The 23,796-nt window shown below is 43.5% G+C and carries 18 protein-coding genes and 1 other RNA gene; 16 read left to right on the plus strand and 3 right to left on the minus strand.

The window, feature by feature from the left end; all coding sequences use genetic code 11:
- Window positions 1-182: 182 nt before the first annotated feature.
- Together aspS and hisS are read right to left on the minus strand one after the other, a co-directional pair.
- Window positions 183-1,973: an aspartate--tRNA ligase gene (aspS, locus tag SWH54_06230; GenBank protein ID MDY6790850.1), complete on the minus strand. Its 1,791-nt coding sequence runs from the start codon at window positions 1,971-1,973 to the stop codon at window positions 183-185.
- A gap of 156 nt (window positions 1,974-2,129) precedes the next feature.
- Window positions 2,130-3,386: a histidine--tRNA ligase gene (gene hisS, locus SWH54_06235; protein MDY6790851.1), complete on the minus strand. Its 1,257-nt coding sequence runs from the start codon at window positions 3,384-3,386 to the stop codon at window positions 2,130-2,132.
- Between the two features lie 265 nt (window positions 3,387-3,651).
- Between hisS and SWH54_06240 the strand changes: the two genes are divergently transcribed.
- The 13 genes from SWH54_06240 (at window position 3,652) to SWH54_06300 (ending at window position 19,432) form a co-directional block, all read left to right on the plus strand.
- Entirely contained in the window at window positions 3,652-4,233 is a 582-nt protein-coding gene (locus SWH54_06240; GenBank protein MDY6790852.1) for a cupin domain-containing protein, read from the plus strand.
- A 55-nt stretch (window positions 4,234-4,288) separates the two neighbouring features.
- Complete coding sequence (locus SWH54_06245) at window positions 4,289-5,371, plus strand: DctP family TRAP transporter solute-binding subunit (protein MDY6790853.1); 1,083 nt, start codon at window positions 4,289-4,291, stop codon at window positions 5,369-5,371.
- Between the two features lie 110 nt (window positions 5,372-5,481).
- On the plus strand, window positions 5,482-5,970 hold the full coding sequence (locus tag SWH54_06250) for a TRAP transporter small permease subunit (GenBank protein MDY6790854.1): 489 nt from the start codon (window positions 5,482-5,484) through the stop codon (window positions 5,968-5,970).
- Complete coding sequence (locus SWH54_06255; protein ID MDY6790855.1) at window positions 5,970-7,259, plus strand: TRAP transporter large permease; 1,290 nt, start codon at window positions 5,970-5,972, stop codon at window positions 7,257-7,259. The genes SWH54_06250 and SWH54_06255 overlap by 1 nt, the downstream gene beginning before the upstream one ends.
- 478 nt (window positions 7,260-7,737) lie before the next feature.
- Window positions 7,738-8,715, plus strand: a complete 978-nt coding sequence (locus SWH54_06260; protein MDY6790856.1) for a thiamine pyrophosphate-dependent dehydrogenase E1 component subunit alpha — start codon at window positions 7,738-7,740, stop codon at window positions 8,713-8,715.
- Between the two features lie 28 nt (window positions 8,716-8,743).
- Window positions 8,744-9,724, plus strand: coding sequence for an alpha-ketoacid dehydrogenase subunit beta (locus tag SWH54_06265; protein ID MDY6790857.1), 981 nt, complete (start codon window positions 8,744-8,746; stop codon window positions 9,722-9,724).
- Window positions 9,725-9,876: 152 nt separating this feature from the next.
- Entirely contained in the window at window positions 9,877-11,202 is a 1,326-nt protein-coding gene (locus SWH54_06270; protein ID MDY6790858.1) for a dihydrolipoamide acetyltransferase family protein, read from the plus strand.
- Window positions 11,203-11,288: 86 nt separating this feature from the next.
- A complete protein-coding gene (gene lpdA, locus SWH54_06275) occupies window positions 11,289-12,662 on the plus strand; it encodes a dihydrolipoyl dehydrogenase (GenBank protein ID MDY6790859.1) in 1,374 nt (457 codons plus the stop codon).
- A 117-nt stretch (window positions 12,663-12,779) separates the two neighbouring features.
- Complete coding sequence (gene lipA, locus SWH54_06280; protein ID MDY6790860.1) at window positions 12,780-14,318, plus strand: lipoyl synthase; 1,539 nt, start codon at window positions 12,780-12,782, stop codon at window positions 14,316-14,318.
- A gap of 243 nt (window positions 14,319-14,561) precedes the next feature.
- Entirely contained in the window at window positions 14,562-15,770 is a 1,209-nt protein-coding gene (locus tag SWH54_06285; GenBank protein ID MDY6790861.1) for a cytochrome c3 family protein, read from the plus strand.
- A 313-nt stretch (window positions 15,771-16,083) separates the two neighbouring features.
- Window positions 16,084-16,506, plus strand: a complete 423-nt coding sequence (locus SWH54_06290) for a glycine cleavage system H protein (GenBank protein ID MDY6790862.1) — start codon at window positions 16,084-16,086, stop codon at window positions 16,504-16,506.
- 1 nt (window position 16,507) lies between these two features.
- Window positions 16,508-17,695 (plus strand): (Fe-S)-binding protein, encoded by a 1,188-nt coding sequence (locus tag SWH54_06295; GenBank protein ID MDY6790863.1) that lies wholly within the window; start codon window positions 16,508-16,510, stop codon window positions 17,693-17,695.
- Between the two features lie 687 nt (window positions 17,696-18,382).
- Window positions 18,383-19,432, plus strand: a complete 1,050-nt coding sequence (locus SWH54_06300) for a lipoate protein ligase C-terminal domain-containing protein (protein MDY6790864.1) — start codon at window positions 18,383-18,385, stop codon at window positions 19,430-19,432.
- A gap of 2 nt (window positions 19,433-19,434) precedes the next feature.
- Here SWH54_06300 and SWH54_06305 read toward each other — a convergent pair whose 3' ends face one another.
- Window positions 19,435-20,259 (minus strand): HD domain-containing protein, encoded by an 825-nt coding sequence (locus SWH54_06305; protein ID MDY6790865.1) that lies wholly within the window; start codon window positions 20,257-20,259, stop codon window positions 19,435-19,437.
- Window positions 20,260-20,655: 396 nt separating this feature from the next.
- On the opposite strand from SWH54_06305, the gene ffs reads away from it, so the two are divergent.
- From ffs to dnaK, 3 genes are all read left to right on the plus strand, one after another.
- Window positions 20,656-20,904: signal recognition particle sRNA large type (gene ffs / locus SWH54_06310), an RNA gene on the plus strand.
- A gap of 130 nt (window positions 20,905-21,034) precedes the next feature.
- Window positions 21,035-21,682, plus strand: coding sequence for a nucleotide exchange factor GrpE (grpE, locus tag SWH54_06315; GenBank protein MDY6790866.1), 648 nt, complete (start codon window positions 21,035-21,037; stop codon window positions 21,680-21,682).
- On the plus strand, window positions 21,679-23,604 hold the full coding sequence (gene dnaK, locus SWH54_06320) for a molecular chaperone DnaK (GenBank protein MDY6790867.1): 1,926 nt from the start codon (window positions 21,679-21,681) through the stop codon (window positions 23,602-23,604). The genes grpE and dnaK overlap by 4 nt, the downstream gene beginning before the upstream one ends.
- The last annotated feature ends 192 nt before the right edge of the window (window positions 23,605-23,796 follow it).

The following is a 23,796-nucleotide window of genomic DNA, read 5'->3' on the forward strand; positions in this document are numbered from 1 at the left end:
AACAATGAAACTGAATTACTTTATCGTAACATTTGTACTACTCTAAACGAAAATGAATTTAAAAAAGCAGCATAAGTTTTCGCTCAATTGGGGTATAACTGTCTCGATTCACACCTTCAACACCAATTTGCGTTTTAAGAATTTATGCTCCACCGTAGATAAGGGGTGCGAAAATTGAGTTTTTATTTTTGGGTGAGTTTACTTACCTTTAGATACAGTTCTTCCAGCTGAGCCTTGTCTGCTGTTGAAGGCGCATCCGTTAAAAGACATGCAGCCTTCTGGGTTTTTGGAAAGGCGATTACATCGCGGATGGAAGGCTGGCCGCACAGGAGCATAACCAGCCGGTCAAAACCAAAGGCGATACCGCCATGCGGGGGTGCGCCGGATTCCAGGGCAGAAAGAAGAAAGTCGAATTTTTGCTCATAGGTGTCACGTTTTAAACCCAATGCCTTAAAAACGCTCTCCTGAATATCTTTTTGATGAATACGTATGCTGCCGCCTCCGATTTCAGATCCGTTTAGAACAAGATCGTAAGCACGTGATTTTACTTTAAGGGGATCTTTAGTAAGCAGACCATAGTCCTTTTCCAGGGGCGCGGTAAATGGATGGTGCAGCGCCTGAAATCTTTTTCCGCTTTCGTCATATTCCATCAAGGGAAATTCTGTGATCCATACAAAATCGAATGCACTCTCGTCTATCAGACCGAGTTTTTTACCCAGGTGGTTTCTCAAATGCCCAAGGGCTTCATTGGCAATTTTAGGCAGATCCGCCACAAAAAACACAAGATCTCCCGGTTCCATCTCAATTCGCCTGGTAAGGGCTGATTTTTCATCATCGGTAAAAAATTTTGCAATGGGCGACTGCCATTCATTCTCACGAACTTTTATCCAGGCAAGCCCCTTTGCCCGGTAAACAGCAACGAATTCAGTTAAATCATCAATTTCTTTCCGTGAAAAATCGATACATCCTTTTGCATTCAGCGCTTTTACCATACCGCCCTTTTTCACCACACTGGAAAAGAGTTTGAATCCTGTGTCTTTCACTATGTCGGAAATATCTTTCAGTTCAAGACCAAATCGGGTATCAGGCTTGTCCAGGCCATAGCGACCCACAGCTTCGTCATAGGTCAGCTGCAAAAAGGGGGGGGTAAGATCTATATCCAAAACGTCCTTAAAAAGGGTTTTCATCATTCCTTCAGAAATTGCCATAATATCGTTTTCCCCCACAAAGGACATTTCCATGTCAATCTGAGTAAACTCCGGCTGGCGATCCGCCCGCAGATCTTCATCCCTGAAACATCGAACAATCTGGTAATAACGGTCAAACCCTGATATCATCAGAAGCTGTTTGAAAATCTGGGGAGACTGAGGCAGAGCATAAAACTGTCCCGGATTAACCCTGCTGGGCACCAGATAATCCCTGGCACCTTCCGGAGTACTTCGGGTTAAGACCGGTGTTTCTATTTCAAGAAATCCTGAGTGGTTCAGAAAATTTCTCAACGAGGCCGATGCCTGGTGTCTTAAAATAATATTACCCTGGAGTCTGGGCCGGCGCAGGTCAAGATGACGGTGTCTCAGGCGGATGGTTTCTGACACGTCCACTTTATCTTCGATTAAAAAAGGAGGGGTTTGGGCGGCGTTTAAAATTTTAAGCCGGGTCACCATCACCTCGATTTCGCCGGTTTTAAGGTTTGGGTTGATCATCCCCTCCGGCCGGTGGTCAACCTTCCCCAATACTCCCAACACATATTCATTTCGAATCACATGGGCTTTTTCATGAACCTTTTTATTTACATCAGGATTAAAGACCACCTGGGTAATCCCTTCCCGGTCACGCAAATCTATAAATATAACTCCACCGTGATCCCTCCTGCGCTGGACCCAGCCCATGAGTACCACTTCTTTGCCAACATCATCAGCCCCTAATTCACAGCAGGTGTGAGTTCTTCTCATTTCTCCAAGTGTATCCGACAATTAATTGACTCCTTTATTTAATCTTCATCACCCCGAGGAATAATCCTTCGAAATTCCACCGAGGCAGGCGCATTTTAAGGAAAATTTCACAGACAGCAAAAACAAAATTTAGCCTCGCTTTTAGCAGAATGAAACCCAGTAGTAATTTTTTGAATTTTATCGTTTAATTATTTTAATCACGTTATCCAACAGGTTTTCAATAGGAATCGACATCTGCTTTTTGGTTTTCATATCTCGCAGAATAGCTTCATTTTTTTCAAGCTCGTTTTCTCCTACTATGAGTACATAGTTCGATCCAAATTTATCTGCACGCTTCATCTGACTTTTCAAGCTTCGGTTTTCCATATCCATTTCTGCCCGCACTTTTGTAAGACTTAATTGGCAGGTCCATTCAAAGGCTTTGGCCTGAGCCTCTTTCCCCAATGCAGCAATGAATATATCAGGCTTTTTGATAAAATCAGATCGATTCAAACCGGAAATTTCAGCGAGCCTATCAAACCCTATGGCAAAACCTGTGGCAGAGATATCCGGCCCGCCAAGGGTTTCCACCAGCCCATCATAACGTCCACCGCCGGCAACAGCGCTTTGGGCACCCAATGAACCGGTCTGAATTTCAAAGGTAGCCCGGGTATAATAATCGAGTCCCCTGACGAGATTCTTGTCTACTTTATAGGGGACGTTAAGCTTCTCAAGGGTCGTTTTCAGGAGTTCAAACTGTTGTTTGCAGGCGGTTCCCAAATAGTTCAGAATAGAGGGCGCATCCGACAGAACTTTGCGGCATGAAGGCACCTTGCAATCAAGGACTCTCAGTGGATTTCGCTGTTGTCTCCTTTGACAATCCGAACAAAGATCTCCTGACACTCCAGAAAGAAAATCGGCAAGCGCCGCTTTAAAACCCGGACGGCAGTCCTGGCAACCGAGAGAGTTGATAATAGGTATCACATCCGTTACCAAGAGCCTGTCGAAAAGAGTTACCAGCATCATGATGAGCTGGGCATCAACCAATGCAGAGTCGACGCCGAACACCTCGGCATTGATCTGATAAAACTGTCGGTATCTTCCTTTTTGCGGTCTTTCCCTGCGAAACATCGGACCGATGGTATAGAATTTCTGTACAGGGTCTTTTGCATATAGTTTGTGTTGAATATAAGATCGCACCACAGAAGCGGTCGCTTCCGGCCGGAGGGTGATTTGCTCTCCTTTGCGATCGGCAAAAGTGTACATTTCCTTTTCAACAATGTCGGTGTCTTCCCCAATGCTCCTGGCAAAAAGTTCGGTACGTTCTAAAATCGGGATACGAATTTCCCTAAAACCGAAATCCTCGAAAAGAGACCGGGCAACCTTTTCAATTTGCTGCCGGATTTCAACCTCACCGGGAAGAATATCTTTAAAGCCTTTGATGAGTTGTATCATTTTTAGTCTGATTTTATTTTTTGGTCATGACAGCACGAAATGACGAACACAGTTTATGGTTTAGGTTATTGTTTGCTCGGGTGGTGAATTAAACTATAATGAATCTGACTTCTTACGAATTCATAAACTTTTAGTCAATATTAATATTTATGGACCGGCAAAAAGTCATATTATGAGGGCACCTATCGGGTAAATCAGAAAAAATTGTCCTTGACAATGGAGCGAAAAAGTTTAATAAAAGAAAAAATGTTTAAAGAGGTGAATTATGCTGGAAAAAAGAATAGCGGATAAAATTCACGAAATCAGGAAAAAAAAGGGATTAACATTGGCACAGCTGGGCGATTCAACAGGTCTTTCCAAGGGGTTGCTTTCTCGGATAGAAAATAGCCAGGTTTCTCCTCCCATCGCCACCCTATCCAAAATTTCCCGTGGCCTGGAAGTCCCTATCGGTATATTTTTCGAAGAAGATGAAAGAAATAATGGCGGGTATACCGTAACCTATAAAAATGATCGAAAACAGGTAATTAGAAGAGGTACAAAGACTGGCTTTACATACTATTCTCTGACAAGTTTTAAATCCAGGCATTTAATCGAACCCTTTATAGTCAGATATCCTGTAGTAGAAAAAGAACCGACCAAACTCTTCGACCATCCTGGAGAAGAATTTCTTTTGGTATTAAAAGGAGAAATGGAACTTGTATATGGCAAGGAAAAGATCAGGCTAAAAGCAGGTGATGCCATTCATTTTGATCCGGCAACTCCCCATAGAGGGCAAAATGCCGGAAAAGAAGAGAGCGAATGCCTGGTTATCGTTATAGATGAAGATACACTGCAGGCTAAACGTTAAGGAGGAGAACGGACTTTTTTATTAAACCATTAACTTAAAGAGAGAGGAGGAAAAAATGACTAAAAGGATTCCAAGATATTTAACAGGTATTGTTGTTTGTTTGATAGCGCTTTCAATGGTGCTTGCCTTTGCACCAGCGAGTGAGGCCGGTAAATTTAAAAAAGAGTACAAAATGACCCTCAACGTCGGCCCCCAATTTTACTGGGGAATGGGAGCCGTAAAATTTGTTGAACTGGTAAAGGAAAAAACAAAAGGCCAGATCAATATCAAGCCGTATTTTGGCAGCGCCCTGCTTAAAGGTGCTCAATTGAAGTCTCCCCAGATGGTTGCAAAAGGAGTAATCGACTGTGCTTATGAATCGACTATTAATTCAGCTCCTGTTATTCCAGAAATGAATGTCTTTTCTCTTCCATTTTTTATTAACAACTTTGAAAATCTTGACAAAATGGAAAACGGCAAGACTGGAAAGGCGATCTTTAAGGCAATGGATAAAAAGGGCCTTGTCGGCCTTGCATGGGCTGAGAACGGATTCAGGCAGGTTTCAAACTCCAAAAGAGCAATTAAAATGCCCGGTGACTTGAAAGGTTTAAGGCTTCGCGTTGTTGGTAGTCCTATTTTTATTGATACTTTCAAACAACTTGGCGCAGATCCTGTTAATATGAACTGGGGTGATGCAGTAACGGCATTCCAGCAGGGTGTGGTAGATGGCCAGGAGAATCCTGTCGGTGTTCTTATACCTGTACAAATCTGGCAGTATCAGAAATATGCCACCTTCTGGAACTATCTTGTGGATCCTGTAATAGTTTACTGGAACAAGAAACAGTTCAAAGCCTTTCCTAAAAAAATACAAAAGGCAATCAGGGAAGCAGCCGTGGAATCTGCACGATTCGAAAAGGCCCTTTGCCGTGCCGGGCTTGACGGGAATAAATCCCTCAACATCCTGAAGAATGAATTTAATCACACCATGAAGGTTCCTGAACCGGTTAAATTTATGGAAAGCAAGGGGATGACCGTCACATTCCTTTCAGATAAAGAGCGTCAGGCATTTATTGATGCCACCAAACCTCTTTATAAAAAATGGATTCCCAAAATCGGAAAATCTCTTTATAAAAAAGCTAAAGCCGATATGGGCAAGTAGATTACACTTAATTTACACCTCATAGGATATAGCTCATAGCTCATAGTTGCAGACTTACCTGTTGCTTTGAGCTGTGAGCTTTCAGCTATGAGCTGTTTCAGGGGAATTTAATGAGTCAAACAAATCAGCGCATCAGGATAGATCACTGGATCGTGGCAATCTTGTTCTTTACCATGGCGTCCATTGCCTTTATTAATGTTTTAAGTCGCTATCTTTTTCACTTTTCCTTTGCAGCAACCGAGGAAGTTACAATTAATCTTTTTGTCTGGCTGACCGTGGTTGGTTCAGGGATTGCTTTTGAGCGCGGCGGGCAACTGGGTATGGTTACGTTGTATAAAATTTTTCCAAAGAAATTTAAAAAACTGGTTATCCTTTTCAGTTCAGGACTTAGCGCTTTGCTTTTTCTTATTGTAGATATTTTCACGATCCAGGCAATTTACGATGAACTTACTATATTTCAGGCAACTTCAGCGGCACTGGATATCCCAGTGTGGATATATTATATCGGTGTTCCTATTTTATCTGTTTTTGTTTTTGCCGGGATTTACAGAGACGCGGCATCAAAGTTAGATGCGCTCGAAATTAAGGAGGCCGTATAGTGGAGATAGTAGTTATCGCGCTGGCCTTTCTTATACTTATGGCCATAGGGGTTCCTATCGGAACGTCCCTTGGTGTTGCCGCTGTTATTACCATCTACTGGTTCGACCTTGGAATAGGGATGCTGGGGATCAATTTTTCTACAGGTATTGCATCGTTTCCTTTGCTTGCAATTCCATTTTTTGTTCTGGCCGGAGTCATCCTTGAAAAAGCAGGTCTTGCTGCAACCATTGCCCACTTTTTTGAGCTTCTGGTGGGAAAAATGGTCGGTGGTCTGGCAATGGTGGCTGTTTTAACCTGTATGTTCTGGGGAGCTCTCTCAGGATCAGGGCCGGCAACAACGGCAGCCGTTGGCCTGATTCTCCTTACACCAATGGTAAAGCACGGATATGATAAAAGCTTTGCAGGGGCAACAATCGCCAATTCATCCGATCTTTCCATAATCATCCCACCAAGCATAGCCTTCATTATTTATGGTAACATTACAAGTGTTTCAGTGAGTGCTCTTTTTGTGGCCGGTATTGTCCCTGGCATTTTGACCGGTGCCGGTACACTTCTTGTGGCGTATCTTATCTCAAGAAGAAGGGGTTACCGGGGCACGGGCGAAAGGGGGACTCCGAAAGAAATACTTACAGCGCTGAAAGAGTCCATATGGGCTATTCTCACTCCTATAATTATTCTGGGAGGGATTTACGCAGGAATCTTCACGCCCACGGAGGCTGCGGTTGTGGCTGTTTTCTACAGTCTTTTCGTGGCCGTTTTTGTCTACAGGTCAATAACCTGGCGGGATTTTATAAGAATACTTGTTGAAGCCAGTGTTACCAGCTCGGTTATCATGTTCATTGTGGTTTTTGCAGGGATATTTACCTGGGCTGCATCGGTTATTGGTATAATCGACAAGGCTGCCAACGCCATTATACAAATATCACCCAATGCCGTGGTCATGATTATCCTGGTTAATTTCCTTCTGCTGGGATTGGGAATGATACTTGATGCAATCTCCATTTCCTACCTAATCATGCCGATTCTAATTCCGGTGCTTATTGCCTTTCATATAGACCCTTTGTGGTATGGCGTCATCTTTATTTCAGCCCTGGCTATAGGACAGGCTACTCCTCCGGTGGGTGTCAACCTGTTTACTGCGGCCAACCTGATAAAAGGAGACATAGACTCTGTGGCAAAAGAGGCGATTCCCTTTGTTATAATGGATGTTATTATACTGATTATTCTCTCCCTGCTGCCGATTTTATCCTTGTATCTGCCTGTTAAAGCAGGGCTTTATACGCCATAAAAGAAGTGACTAAAGTGTTTAAAGTGAACTAAAGTGCCTAAAGTTAAGGAATTCTGTCTATTTTATTAAAAAAGATGGCTTGCCAGGGCGCCTTGTCAAGGCGTAGCTTGGAAAGCTTAGACTGAAGCCAAAGGCGAAGACTGGAGCAGAGCGACACCACAACTTTAGTCACTCTCTTCTCCGCGGTGAAATAGAAAGGAAAAAATGGACTTAAGTTTTTCCAAGGGGCATATTTCAAGAGTAGTCATTATCAGAATAGAGCCCGGTTCCGACATTATTGAAGGTATTGAAGATGTATGCAGACAGCTTGGTATAAAATCCGGTATTAATCACCGGCGAAATTATGATCAGCCAAATCGAAGGATTGGAAATGATTCGTACTTACGATTCAAAGGTCGATATGAAGGTACTTATTCCTTTTGGAAATAACAAAAAGTTTATCAAGCAGTAAATTTAAAAGAAAAGTAAGGAACACATTATGCCAAATAGCGCCAAAACTTATCTTTCACTTTACCGGAAGATGATTACCATCCGGCAATTTGAAACCCTGGCTGGAGAACTGTTCGCCGCTTCGAAAATTCCGGGTTTTATTCACCTGTCCATTGGGCAGGAAGCATCATCTGTAGGCGTATGTTCGTGTCTGCGAAACGATGATTATCTTACCACCACTCACCGGGGTCACGGCCATATGATTGTAAAAGGGGCTAATTTAAAAAAGATGGTTGCCGAACTTTATGGTAAAAAGACCGGATATTGCAAAGGCAAGGGCGGTTCAATGCATATTGCCGATTTTTCCATAGGCATTCTGGGTGCTAATGGTGTTGTTGCCGGCGGCCTTCCTATTATTGCAGGAGCAGGCTTTTCTATAAAGATGCGGGAAACCGACCAGGTAGCAGTATGCTTTTTCGGTGATGGTGCTTCAAACAGGGGGCCTGTACACGAGGTAATGAATATGGCTTCTATTTGGAAGCTTCCGGTCATTTTTGTTGTTGAGAATAACCAGTTTGCCTCAACCACACCGCTTGGATATGCATGTTCGGTTGGCGATATCTGCACACGTGCGGCAGGCTATAATATGCCGGGAATTTCGGTTGACGGAAATGACATCCTTGCTGTTAGAAAAACAGCGGAAAAGGCAATAAAGCGAGCCCGCGCCGGAGAAGGCCCGACTTTGATTGAAAACAAGACTTACCGCATCCGGGGGCACTTTGAAGGTGATCCCCAGAAATACCGAACAGAAGCCGAAGTAAAAACCTGGCAGGATAAAAATGACCCCATTACCCGATTTTCCGAAATACTTTTTAAGAAAAAGGTACTTAAAAAAAAGCGTGAAAAAGAAATATGGGATGAAGTCGAGGCCGAATTAAAGGCGGCTGTTGCTTTTGCCGAGGAAAGCCCATTTCCTGAACCTGAAGAGGCTCTGGAAGATCTCTACCAAGAAGTAACGAGTTGTTAAATTTGATGAATTCGTAAAAGGAGTGAAAATGTCCGAACGCACTTTGACCTGCTCAGTCGCCCTGGCTGAAGCCCTTCACGAAGAAATGTCACGGGACGAGTCTATTTTCATCATAGGTGAAGACCTTACCGCACACGCCGGTATCTTTGGCCAGTTCAAGGGGCTGCCGGAAAAATATCCTGAAAGGATTATCGATTCGCCCATAAGCGAAGCGGCCATTGTAGGTGTTGGTCTTGGATCAGCATTAACCGGCATGAGGCCTATTGTTGATTTGCATTTCTCCGATTTCGTAACCTGCTGCATGGACGAATTGTGCAACCAGACTGCCAAGATCCGTTACATGCTTGGCGGACAGGCAAAGATACCAATGGTTGTCTGGTGCCCTGACGGTGCCGGCCTTCGCGCAGCGGCCCAGCATTCCCAATCTATGGAAGCCTGGTTCATTCACACACCAGGGCTTAAAGTTGTTGTGCCCAGCGAGCCTGCCGACGTTAAGGGGTTAATTAAGTCAGCCATACGTGAGGACAACCCCGTTATGTTTTTTCAACACAAGATGTTGTTTTCCAAGAACGGCCCTGTCCCTGAAGGTGATTTCATCATTCCTTTAGGACAGGCCGCTGTAAAGAAGGAAGGAAAAGATATCTCTCTACTTTGCTACGGCTCGGCTTTTTATCTTTGCATGGAAGCGGCGGAAGAGCTGAAAAAGTTTGATATAGATGCGGAAGTGGTTGATTTGAGGACGCTAAAGCCCCTGGATATGGATACCGTAGCAACATCCATCAAAAAGACAAACCGTGCGGTTATCGTACACGAGGCCTGCCTTACCGGAGGGTTCGGGGCGGAACTTGCTGCCCGTATTCAGGATGAACTGTTCGATTACCTTGATGCTCCCGTTAAGCGGGTAGCTGCCAGGGATGTGCCGATACCTTTCTCTCCGCTACTTGAAGATTTTGTTCTTCCAAAAGTAACTGACGTTGTTAAAGCAACGCGGGAAGTTACTTACCGATAAACTTAAATGTAGCCGTTCACGGCTTGAAACTTAAAATTAGAAAGTAGAAATTCGGGAGAAGGCCAAATCTCCAATTTCTCTTTTCTAATTTCAACGTTTAGTGAATGTTTATACTTAAATTTAAGACCTGAAGTGCAAGGAGGATTAATAAGTTGGCAGTCAATATTACTATGCCCAAGTGGGGCCTTACCATGAAAGAGGGTAAGATAAGCAAGTGGTTCAAGCAGGAAGGCGATTCTGTCGAAAAGGGGGAAGATCTTTTTGAAGTAGAGACAGAAAAAATCACCAATAAGGTTGAATCAATAGCAAGCGGGGTATTGTTTCAGATCGTTGTACCGGCTGGAAATACAGTACCTGTGGCAACCATTGTAGCCATTGTTACCGAACCTGGTGAACAAACCGAACGCATTGAAGGTATACAGGCAGGTGAAATGGTTGAGGACGAAGCCGTATCGCCCGACGATGCTAAAGACGATAGATCGGAAAAGAGCGAAGAAAAAAAGTTCGTCCGTTCATCTCCGGCAGCTCGCCGTCTTGCAAAGGAACAAGGCATAGACATAGCACAGGTTCCGGGCACAGGCCCTGAAGGTCGCATTACTATGGCCGACGTTGCACGGTATAAGGATGAAAAACCGCTTGCCCCAAGGATAACCCCCCTTGCAGCGGAAATGGCAACCCAGGCCGATTTAGATGTGTTCTCAATTACAGGAACCGGTGAAGGGGGTAAAATTACAAAAGAAGATGTGAATCGGGCAATTGAAACCGGAACATCAGGGGCAGGAGTGGAACCTGGACAATCCATTCCTTTTACGGGCATGCGAAAGCTGATTGCCGATAACATGCATGCCAGCCTAAAAAGTGCTGCCCAATTGACGACTTTCACGGAAGTCGATGTAACCGGGATGGTCGATTTGAGAGACGTGTTACTCGAAAAATATAAAAACGATGAAACTGTAAAAATTTCTTATAATGATATAATTATCATGGCAACCGCCAGGACTTTAAAACAATTTCCCATGATGAACTCAGCATTACTGGGCGACGAAATTTTGCTCCATGACAGGGTGAATATCGGCATGGCCGTGGCTTTGCCTGATGGGCTAATCGTGCCGAAGATTCGTGATGCAGATAAAAAAAGCCTGCTGGAAATCGCCAGAGAATCAAGAGAACTGGCGATAAAAGCCCGTGAAGGAACCCTGAGCGTGGAGGAAGTCACGGGCGGCACTTTTACAATTTCTAATGTGAGCATGCTCGATATGGATGGATTTACTCCGATATTAAACCCGCCGGAAACCGGAATTTTAGGGGTCGGTCGGGTTAAGGAAAAACCGGCTGTGCATAAAGGAGAAATAACGATACGTGCGATGATGACATTGAGTCTGACGTTCGACCACCGTGTAGTAGATGGTGCTCCTGCAATGCAATTTTTGCGAGTCCTGGCCGGGTATCTTGAGCATCCGGTTTTGATGATGGTATAAGTTTAATGGTTTCGTAAAAAGTAAAAAACCACTTTTTACGAAACTATCAACTTTAAAAAAAATCCGCTCCAACAAAGGAAAATAGTATGTATGATGTAATAGTAATAGGCGGAGGCTCCGGAGGATACGCTGCATCCATCCGTGCGTCCCAGTTGGGTGCAAAAGTTGCGTTGATTGAAGCCGCGGAAACAGGTGGTACATGCGTAAATAGCGGATGTATTCCCACCAAGGTATGGCTCAGGGCGGCCAGCCTTCTTCGCAGCATTAAAACAGCGGATGAGTTCGGAATCGATGCATCCATAAAAAAAATAGATTTAAATACTATTGTAGATCGAAAAAGCGGGGTTTCAGGTGATATTCGCATGGGGATGGAAGGGCTACTTCAGAATAACGGTGTGGAGGTGATACGTGGTCGAGCTGTTTTAAAGAATCCGCATGAGATTGATGTTGAAGGCACCGCTTTGGAAACAAAAAAAATCATCATTGCAACCGGAAGCTCGCTGGCCGACACAGATATTCCAGGACTGGATAAAGCTGCTATGACAACCGATCAGGTGCTGGAAATGGCGAAAGTTCCTTCATCCATCCTTATATGGGGTACAGCCGGGCCAATTGAAGTAGAGATGGCTGTTTTGATGAGTGCTTTTGGATGCAAGGTTTATTTATCAACGGAAACACCGAGGCTTCTTCCAAAGGAAGACCATGATACAAGCCAGCGCGTCGCCCAGGCTTTCAGAGAACAGGGTATAGAAATACTTCCAAAGCTAACTTTGAAATCAGTAAAAAAATCAAAACAGGGTTATACCTGCACACTGTCCGGTTCAAAAGAAAAAACCCTGGAGGTGGAAAAAGTTCTGGTTTCTTCCCGTAAACCGAATACAGCCGATATGGGCATGAAAGAAGTCGGTGTAAAATTAAATGAAGAAGGCAGCATCCTGGTTAATGAGAGACTTGAGACCTTTGTAGAAGGAATCTTTGCCATTGGTGATGTTACAGGCGGCTGGATGTTGAGCCATGCATCTTCATCCATGGCGGTCACGGCTGCTGAAAATGCCATGGGGAAAACCAAGATTTTCCCCTTTCACCTGATTCCTCGCGGTATATGGACATATCCCGAAGTGGGTGCTGTGGGACTTTCCGAGGAAGAAGCAGAAAAAAAGGGGATCGATATCGAGATCGGAGATTTTCCTTACTCAATTAACGGCCTTGCCATGTGCAGAAATGAAATAAGCGGTAATGTAAAAATTGTTACCGAGGCGCGGTACGGAGAAATTCTGGGTGTCCATATTGTAGGAGGGCATGCTACGGATATGATAGGCGAAGCTGTCCTGGCCATACAGCTTGAGGCTACAACCAAAGAGCTGGCCAGTAGTATTCGGGTACATCCCACATTTTCAGAAACTATAGTAGATTCGGCACGGGATGTCGAGAATTGGGCGTTGTATCTGCCAAAGCGCTGAGACAATAATGGTAACATTGTTTTTAAAATTTGGAGTTGCTAACGGTTTTTGAACCGCAGAATGTCGAACAAGGAATATCGAATGCCGAAGTGATTTCCTTCGTGCTTTCGTGATAAAATGTTACAGAATTATAAAAATGGCGATATTGAAGTAATTGACTGGGGCTGTCTGGAATATGGAGAGGCATTCACAAGACAGATGACTTTAGTTGATGAAGCAATCTCAGGATTTGCTCCGGATCGTCTCGTCTTTGTAGAACATCCTCCTGTGGTTACCATTGGGCGAAGCGGGGGTAAGGAAGACCTGCGAATTTCAAAAGAATTACTTCACAGCAGGGGCGTGTCTTTTTTCCAAACAGATCGTGGCGGCATGGCAACTTTCCACGGGCCGGGTCAGTTGGTGGCATATCCGATTGTAAAACTCAAAGAAAAGGATTTGCATCTTTATTTAGAGAGATTGCTTAACGCTGTAGCCACTTTGCTTAGAGAATATGGCCTTGTTCCTGAGTTTAAAATAGGAGAGCCGGGAGTATGGGTAAATTCCTGTAAAATAGCAAGTGTCGGTATTGCTGTGCAAAAATGGGTAACATACCATGGTGTTGCCTTGAACGTAAATACAGAGCTTGAGGCATTCGACCTTATCGTTCCCTGCGGACATTCTGAAGAAAAAATGACTTCCATGAAACAAGAGCTCGGCTTTTCTCTTAATATGGTCAAAGTGAAGAAAAAATTAACAGAAGTTTTTGGAAAAGAATTTGGATATGGCAATATCTGCAATGCGCAAAAAAAATTCTATAAATATCCAGACTGGCTGATCCATAAAGCTCCTGATGCCGGGGCCATCGAATCAATGGAGAAAGCCCTGCAAAAACTGAAACTGGCCACTGTATGTCAAAGCGCCCAATGTCCAAACCTTGGAGAATGCTTCGCACGAGGCACGGCTACCTTTATGATACTGGGCACAAATTGTACACGAAAATGCCGTTTTTGCGCAGTAGATAAAGGTTTTCCCCAGGAAGTTGATCAAAAAGAACCGGAACGTGTAGCACAGGCAGTACAAATGCTGGGTCTGAAATATGCAGTCATTACTTCCGTTACAAGGGATGATATGCCGGATGGCGGTGGATCGCAGTTTATACGCACTATCGAGCAGATTCGCAGGCTGTGCCCTGGAGTTGGGATTGAAATTTTAATTCCCGATTTCAGGGGTTTATTACAGCCGCTAAAGCAGGTTTTTGATGCCCGTCCGGATGTGCTAAACCACAACATCGAAACAGTTCCCCGCCTTTATCCTTTTGTTCGGCCTATTGCAAAATACCGGCGATCCCTGGGCGTTCTGGAGTATGCTTCCAGGCAGGGGCTTAAGGTGAAATCAGGTCTGATGCTGGGACTTGGAGAGAGAAAAAAAGAAATCATTCAAACTCTTAAAGATTTAAAATTTGCCGGTTGCATGTACCTGACCATAGGACAATACCTTGCGCCATCTAAAAACCATTTTCCGGTAGCCCGATTTGTACCGCCTGAAGAGTTTGATGAGTTGGCCGAAACCGCCCGATTAATCGGATTTTCCGGTGTAGCCTCAGGACCACTTGTACGCAGTTCTTATCAGGCGGATCAAATGTTTGAAACAGGACAGAGAATATCTAAAGTCGCATGAAAAGCAGCCGTTCACGGTTTGAAACTTGAAATTAATAAGATTTACCACGGAGTTTCACGGAGAGACACTGAATTTTAATTTTTAATATCTGTGAAATTTCCGTGCAAATCCGTGGTAAAAATATAAAGAAAAAAAGTTGAAGAACCATGCCCAGCATTGAATGCGTTCATCAACGGTAAAAAAGGATGAAAGCCAAATTTCCAATTTCTATTTTCTAATTTCAACGTTCCGTGAACGTTTACCATGAAAAGACAGAAAAAATACATTATTGCAGCAGCATTTTTAATTTCGGTTATATTATCTCCGGTATGCCATGTTCTTGCTGCTGAGGATTATTGGCTCAATCATGAAGAGGAGAGCCTTGGCAATTGTCGTGAGTGCCATCTTCCCCATGACGAAAAAATAGCCCACGATGCTCACATGATAGTTGAATGTGAGGCATGCCATCTTCAAAAAATCATTCCGGTTAAGGATCCTGAATCAAAACGTGTTTCATGGAAATTTGACGGCAAACCCAAAGAAGAAAATCTTGCCGGACTGGCCTTTGCAGTATGTAAAGAGAACTGTGAGCGCTGTCACTTCAGTGGAAATCAGGCAGGGGCTGCCGCCATGGTATTGCCTGCCAAAAGCGTTTTATGCATGCCCTGTCATCCTGCCACCTTTTCGATTGATGATGCCACAACAATTGTATCTCTGTTTGTCTTTCTGCTTGGAATAATAAGTCTGGTTTCGATCTGGATATCCGGGAATCTGGACGGAGACAAAGAGATGAGTTTTGTAACAAAAGTTAGCAAGATAAGTTTTTCAATATTCGTAACACTTTTTTCTGTCAGGATATTACATATTACCAAGGCATTGGTTTTTGATGCACTTTTGCAAAGAAGGCTTTACAGGCAGTCAAGATCACGCTGGATTATTCACAGTCTTATTTTATTCCCCTTTGTATTTCGTTTTTCATGGGGCATGGTTGCTTTGCTGTCTTCACTGTGGGTACCGGAAAAGCAATTAGCATGGGCAATGCTCGACAAAAATTATCTCGTAGATGCTTTTCTCTTTGACCTGACAGGAATCATGGTCATTTCCGGTGTTATACTCGCTATGTTTCAAAGGGCCTTTAGAAAGTCCGAAAACCTTCCAAGCCTGCCTAAACACGACTGGCCGGCTTCAAGTCTCATAGGTGGCATAATCATAATCGGTTTTATTCTTGAGGGAATGCGTATTGCTATGACCGGCAGTCCTGAAGGCGCCCATTACGCATTTATCGGTTACGGTATCAGCCGCCTTTTTGCAGGTATTTCAGGTTTAACTGATATCTACGGCTATATCTGGTACTGCCATGCAATCTTTGTAGGTGCTTTTCTGGCCTATTTGCCGTTTTCCAGGATGCTGCATATTATCATTGGTCCACTTGTTCTTGCCATGAATGCAGGAAAGGGCTTGCTGGAAAAATAAAGTAATTCACCACGGAGAATACAAGGAGTAGTAACACTTTAGAGTTTTGAAAAACCGCATTCAGATAATCTGATTTAAAGACGTGTCGAACTCATGCATAAGAAAGTATAAAGAAAGAACAGGTGCGATCTTTTTATAAGAAACTTGCTAAATGTTTATATTATATGACTTGCAGATAAAAATTGTTTATTCGTTGTTCTTTCTTAACGCTTACTAATACATTCAAACAGGACACGCCTTTAAATCGGATCACCTGAACGCTCTTTTTGGAGCTGTTTTACAAAAGGATGAACTAAAATAAGGAGTAAAACACATGGAAATCAAAGGTTACAACATGCCTGATGACTTACACTACGAGGAAAATCATTACTGGGTCAAGACTGAAGGGGATCTCTTGGTAATGGGTATGGACGATTTTGCCCGGCAGATGGCAGGGGATATTGTCTATGTTCAGCTTCCTTTTGAAGGAAAGGCTTTGAAGCTCGGTAAAAAATTTGCCAAGGTGGAGTCAGGCAAATGGGTTGGAAAAGTTTATGCCCCGGTCAATGGTGAAATTGTCGGTTCTAACGAGGAGCTTGAAACAGACCCGGAACTTATTAACCAGGACTGTTACGGAAAGGGATGGATGTATAAGATACTGCCCAACGATATGGGGGAAGTAGATAGCCTGATACACGGATCAGCTGCAGTGGAAAAATGGCTTCTTGCAGATATAGAGAAATACAAGCAGGAATAACATGGCCAACAAAGACTACAGCATCAAAGAACTTATAGGACTTGAGGCATGTACCAACTGTCGTTTGTGTGCTGATGTGTGCCCTGCAGCCTCGGCTGTCCTTGATGGACGTCTGACCGGAGTCTATCGTCTCAGCGGAATTAAAAAAATCCTGCGGGAAAGAGCCGGGATTATACGCAGGCTTTTCGGGATAAAAGATCTCTCACCTGCCAGGCTTGAGAATTTTAGCGAGACAGTTTTTCGCTGTACTTTGTGTGGAAGCTGTCAGGAAGTATGTCCTGTCGGTATCCCGCTTAAGGACTTGTGGCTTTCCATGCGCCAGGACATGGTACAATCCAGTGCTTACCCCAAAAAAATCGATATGATCAAAAACAATTTGGCCAAGAGCCGAAACGTTTTTGACGAGGATAATGAGGAACGGGCTGACTGGGTGGATGACATGCGCGATGTCCCGGATCATGGTTTTATAAAGGATAGCGCAGAGGTTGTCTATTTTACAGGCTGCGTTTCCTCTTTTTTCCCCATGGTTCAAAAGATTCCAACGGCCCTTGCTGAGACACTTGAAATTTCAGGGGTTGATTTCACACTGCTGGGGGCGGAAGAATGGTGCTGCGGTTTTCCTCTGTTAGGTGCAGGTCTCAGGGATAAGGCCGGAGAGTTCATTGAACACAACATTAAAGCAGTTCGTAAAAAAGGAGCCAAAAAGATTATTTTTGCCTGCCCCTCCTGCTACCAGATGTGGCGGGAATATTACACTGATGAGTTTGAGATTTTCCATGTTACTGAATTTTTAATCGAATTGATAAAGAACAAACAACTTCAGCTTAAAGAGCTTCCAATGACAGTAACATACCACGATCCCTGCGACCTGGGTCGGGGTGCACGGGTCTTCGAAACACCGAGAAAGATTATTCATTATATTCCTGGAGTAAATCTGGTAGAGCTTTCCGACAACCGTGAAAATTGCAGGTGTTGCGGTGGCGGCGGCAACCTGGAAATGATAGATACAAAGCTTTCAGCAGAAATAGCAAAACGAAAAATAGATGATGTTATGATGACCGGAGCTGAAGCAGTTATAACTTCATGCCAGCAATGTGTTAGAACGATGAATACCTATGTTAGACGAAATAAGATTCCTCTCGAGGTTATGGATATCACAGAACTTGTTAAACGTGCTTTAGTGTTTTAGGGCTCGCTGAAAAATATATGTTCCGGCTTGGCCGGTTTGGAGCATAACCGTCAGGTTAAGAAATTGAATGCTAAAATCAGTCAGATTTAGCTTGTTTTTTAATTGACAATTCACAGTTAACTATTCACAATTCAAAATTTGATTTTAACAAATACATTTTTATAGACAGATAATTGTCAATTGTGAATTGAAAATTGATAATTGTTAACGATAATAGTCCATTTTTCTCTTAACCTGACGGCTATGCGGTTCAGGGGGATAATAATGCTAAATTATTCTTCACACACACGCCTTGTTGAAAGACGTGTCGAGGTGCAAGTCGGCAACAGGTCATTTACTATTGCCCGAAGGGATGAACACAACAGATCTCACACCTGTCCAGTTGAATTAGTTGTTGGAGCGCTTGGAAGTTGAATAACCCTGACTATTGCTGCGGTCGCAGAAAATAAAAAAATCATAGTCGATAAAATTGATGTCAATATTGCCTGTAAAGTCGAGGAAGATAAAAATAGGACTACAGCATTTACTATTTTAATTGACCTTGGCTCCGGGTTGACCCGAAGGGAGAGGACAATTCTTTTCCGTGTTGCGCGTTTATGCGAAGTACACAAAATATTGGCAGGGGAGAGCAGTTTCGATTACCAGTTATCCGAAATACAGGAGTTATAAACTGAAAAGGAAACAAACGTGAAGCTTTATAATCTCGGCAAGGTACCATGGAAACAGTCGCAGCTTATCTATCACGCCCTTGCTTATATGGGACGTGAATCGCTTGTTCTTGTTTCACCGGCATCTCCTTATGTTTGTGTCGGCTATCACCAGGACGTAGATCATGAGGTGGATCTTGCTTTTTGCCGAATAAATCATATTCCGGTTTTCCGGAGGGAGGTCGGAGGCGGCGGTGTTTATCTTGACGGCAATCAGCTTTTCTTCCAACTGGTTGTCAGGAAAGGCAACCCGCTGGTTCCGGCAAGCAAAGAAGCTTTCTATCGCAAATTCCTCAAGCCTGTCATTGATGTTTATCGCAAAATCGGAATACCCGCAGAATATAAACCGGTCAATGATATAATAGTTGAATCAAGAAAGATATCGGGTACCGGAGTCGGGGAAATCGGTGATTGTATTGTCTTGGTCGGGAATCTCATAGTCGATTTCAATTATAAAATGATGGCCAGAGTTCTAAGGGTGCCGGATGAAAAATTTCGTGATAAAGTTCAAAAGACCATTGAAGAAAATTTAAGCACTATACGCCGCGAGCTTGGTGATACTTCGGCAGACAAATGGAATGATGAAACCTTAAACAGTCTTATGGTTGATGAATTCGAAAAAGTGCTCGGCAGGCTCAATCCCGGCGAAAAGGATGACGAACTGGAAGCCAGGGCGAATGAACTGGCTCTTCGCATGCTGGATGACGACTGGCTTTATCGCAAAGGGAGACATAGGAAAGGACGATCTGTCAAGATAAGCTCAGATGTTACGATCTATCATAGAGTCAACAAGGCACCCGGCGGACTTATGCGCGCAGATTTTGAGGTTGACTGCGACAGATTCGTCGGGATATCGATTTCCGGTGACTTTTTTTGCTATCCTGAAGATGCGATCAGCCGACTGGAGTCGATGCTTGAGGGAAAACAGGCATCAGAGGTACATGAAGTGCTCACCGATTTTTACGGCAATCAGAAAATTGAAACCCCGGGAATTTGTATAGACGACTGGAAAGAAATATTAAAAAAATAACACTATAAAAGACTGTAAGCAAATGTTTCAAAAAGATCCCTACTGAACTTGTCTGCTTCAACATCCTGTTTAATCAGCTTCAGGGTTTTAAACGGACTCATTGCGTTTCTGTAAGGTCGGTCATCATTTGTCAATGCTTCATAGCAATCAATAAACCCTACGATTTGCGCCGTTTTATCGATACTGGTTATTCCATAAGGATAACCGCTTCCATCCAGTTTTTCATGATGCTGCAGGGCGGTGGTGGCAATCTCTTTAAAACTGAAATTGCATTTAGTTAAAATATTATACCCTCTGATGGTATGTTGTTTAATTTCGTTAAATTCCTCATCGGTTAATTTCCTTGGCGCTGTCAGCAGATTGGTATCTATTTTTGTTTTTCCCACGTCATGCAGAAGTGCGCTTAGCCCCAATATTTTTTTTTCATAAAGAGAACAGTTAATAAAATTAGCGTAGCCCAGAACAATGGCCATCACATTAATTGAATGTATCACGGTTGAATAATCCTGTTTGGATACAATCAATAAGTTATTTATTACATCACTATCTTTAGTATATTCGTTTATCAGAATATTTACTGTTTCTGAAACACCTTCAAGACTTCCGCTTCTCGGTTCTGCCAGCGTTTCCTGAACTATATTTACAAGGGTGTCCTTAACTTTTTGCGAATTATTGGAACGAATATTATCGCTTAACTGCCTGTTGAACACCTTTTGGATTTCCTGAATACCCTTGATCTTATCTTCCTGCTTTATATACAGTTTGGCAGGCACCCGCTCGTTTTCAAGCCGCACTTCTTGTATTGTTTTTCTCGGTGGTTTGTACAATACGAAATTTCCATCTTTTGTTTGATAATAAAGAGGAATTTTTTGGTAATGTTTCAAACGGGATTTTTTTGCCTCAATATAATCTGCCACCATTTTAATCCTTGTTACCAGTAAGTTAAGGGCTTTATGCCTAGCTTCTCAATAAATCAGGGTAAATCGTTTTTCACCACCGAACTTCCAGAGGGCTCAGAGAATCTTTGATTGGCTGGTTATTTCGGTAAACTCAGTGTAATCTGTGTTAATTTCGTCTTGCTACGACGCCATCAGGTTTAAAGGTGTGCACAAATATAATATCAGCATTTTAAGGAAAAACTTTAGTATAATTTTGAATATGACGGGTATAATATTTCTTTTTTCCTTGAAAAATAGAAAATATTGTTTATGTTGAACAAATGGTTGTGCTAGGCGGGGAGTTAGCGGTGCCCTTTTCCCGAAATCCGCTTTATGCGGGGCTGAATTCCCTTTTTAGGGTTTTATAATGTAATTTTGCAATCCATTTAACCGGCCTCCACGCAACAGACGGTCATGAACCTCGTCAGGTCCGGAAGGAAGCAGCGATAAGTGATGCGGTCTGTGTCGTGGATGTGTCCCGGTTATATTGATGGTTTGTATTTTTCATAGCAAAACTCGAAGGAGGGTGCACAACCAATCCTTCAGTGTTGCCCTCCTCAATTGCTACCTTGACATTGTCTCATACAGTATTATTTTTTATCAACATTGGCTCGGCTTTATCAATATAAAAATTGTTTAAAATATCAGGAGAGTATATCGGTTTATGACCGCAAAAAAAAAGATAAAAATCAAAACAGAACCTGAAAAGAATGGTGACGGAGACGAAGTTTTGGAAAAAAACCATTCAGGGAAAGAAAAAACGGAGACTGCCGGGGATCAGCTAAAAAAAATCCAGGCAGAACTTGAAGCTGCAAAGCAGGAGGGAAAAGAGGCCTATGATCGTTTTTTGAGGGTTTCCGCTGAATTTGAAAATTACAAAAAGCGTTCGACCCGCGAAATGGACGATTTTAGAAAGTATGCCAATCAGTCCCTGATAAAGGAGATGCTTGCAGTGGTCGATAATCTTGAGAGGGCTTTAAATTCCACCAACGGAAACAGCAGCGTTGATAAATGCATGGCTGACGGAGTAGACTTGACACTTCAGGAGATACTGAAAGTCTTTGAGAAATTTAATGTAAAGCCCATTGAGTCTATCGGGCAGCCTTTTGACCCGAATTTTCATCAGGCCATGATGCAGGAAGAGACGGATGATTATGCGGAAAATACAGTCATCAACGAATTGCAGAAAGGGTATATGATTCACGACAGATTGCTTCGACCCTCCATGGTTGTGGTTGCCGCGCCAACGTCAAAAACAGAGAATGTTAAAGAGAAAAAAGATATACATAAAAGCGAGGAGGAAATCAGATGAGCAAAATAATAGGAATAGATCTCGGCACCACCAATTCATGTGTGGCGATTATGGAGGGGAGTGAAGCTAAAATTATCACAAACCCGGAAGGTGGTCGAACCACACCTTCTATCGTTGCCGTATCTGAAAGCGGTGAGCGACTGGTGGGGCAAGTTGCAAAGCGACAGGCCATTACCAACCCGGAAAACACAGTATTTGGGGTAAAAAGGCTTATCGGCCGAAAATATGCTTCGCCTGAGGTTCAGAGCGATATTAAGATACTCCCTTACAAGCTTGAACAGGCAAGCAATGGTGATATTCGTATTAATTTGAGAGATAAAAAAAACAGCCCTGCTGAAATATCATCTTTTATCCTGGCCAACATTAAAAAAACGGCCGAGGAGTATCTGGGAGAAAAGGTTACCGACGCCGTTATTACGGTACCGGCCTATTTTAATGACAGCCAGCGCCAGGCGACCAAGGATGCAGGAAAGGTTGCGGGCCTCAATGTTCTAAGGATTATAAACGAACCGACCGCTGCATCACTGGCATATGGCCTGGACAAAAAAAAGGAAGAAAAGATCGCTGTATTCGATCTTGGGGGCGGCACTTTTGATATCTCCATCCTTGAAATCGGTGAAGGTGTTTTTGAGGTCAAGGCAACCAATGGAGATACCCATCTGGGTGGTGAAGATTTTGACCTTCGCCTCATTGATTATCTGGCAGACGAGTTTAAAAAGGACCAGGGAATCGATATCAGAAATGACAAGATGGCACTGCAGAGGTTAAAAGAAGCTGCTGAGAAGGCAAAAATGGAACTGTCCACTTCCATGGAAACGGATGTGAACCTGCCGTTTATTACCGCCGACGCCAGCGGACCCAAGCACCTGAATATTAAAATTACACGGGCCAAACTTGAATCCCTTATTGATGACCTTTTGGGCAATCTCGAAAAACCCTGTTTAACAGCCCTCAAGGATGCCGGCCTTGGACCCAATGATATTAACGAAGTCATCCTGGTGGGTGGCATGACACGAATGCCTGCGGTTCAGGAACGGGTAAAGAAGATTTTTGGCAAAGAACCTCACAAAGGGGTGAATCCGGATGAAGTGGTTGCCCTTGGTGCTGCCATTCAGGGAGGTGTGTTGAAGGGGGACGTGAAAGATGTGCTTCTTTTAGATGTAACACCCCTTTCACTTGGCATTGAAACCTTGGGCGGCGTAATGACCAGGCTGATTGAGAAAAATACAACCATACCGACCAAAAAAAGCCAGATTTTTTCAACCGCAGCAGACAGCCAGCCCGCAGTATCCATCCATGTGTTGCAGGGAGAACGGGAAATGGCTGCGGGGAATAAAACGCTTGGTCGTTTTGAGCTTGTCGGTATACCCCCTGCCCCAAGGGGCGTGCCGCAGATCGAAGTTACCTTTGATATTGATGCCAATGGTATCGTAAATGTATCTGCCAAGGACCAGGCAACCGGAAAAGAGCAGTCTATCCAGATTACCGCTTCTTCGGGATTATCGGAGGAAGAAATAGACAAATTGGTCAAGGATGCAGAGCTTCATGCAGAAGATGACAAAAAGAAAAGGGAACTCGTAGATGCCCGTAATACGGCAGATGCCCTGATTTATTCCACTGAAAAGTCAGTTAAGGATCTTGGTGACAAGGTTGACAGCGAGACAAAAACCAAGGTGGAAAACGCAATCGAGCCTTTGAAGAAGGCCATGGAGGGAGAAGATACTGCAGAAATCAAACGGCTGAGCGAAGAGTTGACCCAGGCATCTCACAAGCTGGCTGAAGCCATGTATAAGCAGGCATCACAGGAAGCCGGGCCCCAGCCCGATGCCGGTCAGGCAAACACTGACCAGTCAGCCGGTTCCACTCCGGATGACGATGTGGTAGATGCTGATTTTGAAGAGGTAAAAGAAGACAAAAAGTAGTGGCAAAATGTCTCTATTGGTAAAATCCCGCGTGCACCGTGTGCCGCGGGATTTTTTTATTGTATTTCTTTTTTTTTGACTTGCACCCTTATTCAAGGTAGATGTAATTATATAAAACAGGAGGCTGAGATAAAGAACTAAGCCGACTGACCTTTGGAAAAAGCTAAATAGAAACGGATCCAACATGTTTAA

It is taken from the genome of Thermodesulfobacteriota bacterium (assembly GCA_034189135.1).
Classification (GTDB): domain Bacteria; phylum Desulfobacterota; class Desulfobacteria; order Desulfobacterales; family JAUWMJ01; genus JAUWMJ01.

Coding starts and splice junctions, on each gene's coding strand:
- hisS (MDY6790851.1), bottom strand. CDS start 3,386: ATGATACAACTCATCAAAGGCTTTAAAGATATTCTTCCCGGTGAGGTT.
- SWH54_06240 (MDY6790852.1), top strand. CDS start 3,652: ATGCTGGAAAAAAGAATAGCGGATAAAATTCACGAAATCAGGAAAAAA.
- SWH54_06245 (MDY6790853.1), top strand. CDS start 4,289: ATGACTAAAAGGATTCCAAGATATTTAACAGGTATTGTTGTTTGTTTG.
- SWH54_06250 (MDY6790854.1), top strand. CDS start 5,482: ATGAGTCAAACAAATCAGCGCATCAGGATAGATCACTGGATCGTGGCA.
- SWH54_06260 (MDY6790856.1), top strand. CDS start 7,738: ATGCCAAATAGCGCCAAAACTTATCTTTCACTTTACCGGAAGATGATT.
- SWH54_06265 (MDY6790857.1), top strand. CDS start 8,744: ATGTCCGAACGCACTTTGACCTGCTCAGTCGCCCTGGCTGAAGCCCTT.
- lpdA (MDY6790859.1), top strand. CDS start 11,289: ATGTATGATGTAATAGTAATAGGCGGAGGCTCCGGAGGATACGCTGCA.
- lipA (MDY6790860.1), top strand. CDS start 12,780: ATGTTACAGAATTATAAAAATGGCGATATTGAAGTAATTGACTGGGGC.
- SWH54_06285 (MDY6790861.1), top strand. CDS start 14,562: ATGAAAAGACAGAAAAAATACATTATTGCAGCAGCATTTTTAATTTCG.
- SWH54_06290 (MDY6790862.1), top strand. CDS start 16,084: ATGGAAATCAAAGGTTACAACATGCCTGATGACTTACACTACGAGGAA.
- SWH54_06295 (MDY6790863.1), top strand. CDS start 16,508: ATGGCCAACAAAGACTACAGCATCAAAGAACTTATAGGACTTGAGGCA.
- grpE (MDY6790866.1), top strand. CDS start 21,035: ATGACCGCAAAAAAAAAGATAAAAATCAAAACAGAACCTGAAAAGAAT.
- dnaK (MDY6790867.1), top strand. CDS start 21,679: ATGAGCAAAATAATAGGAATAGATCTCGGCACCACCAATTCATGTGTG.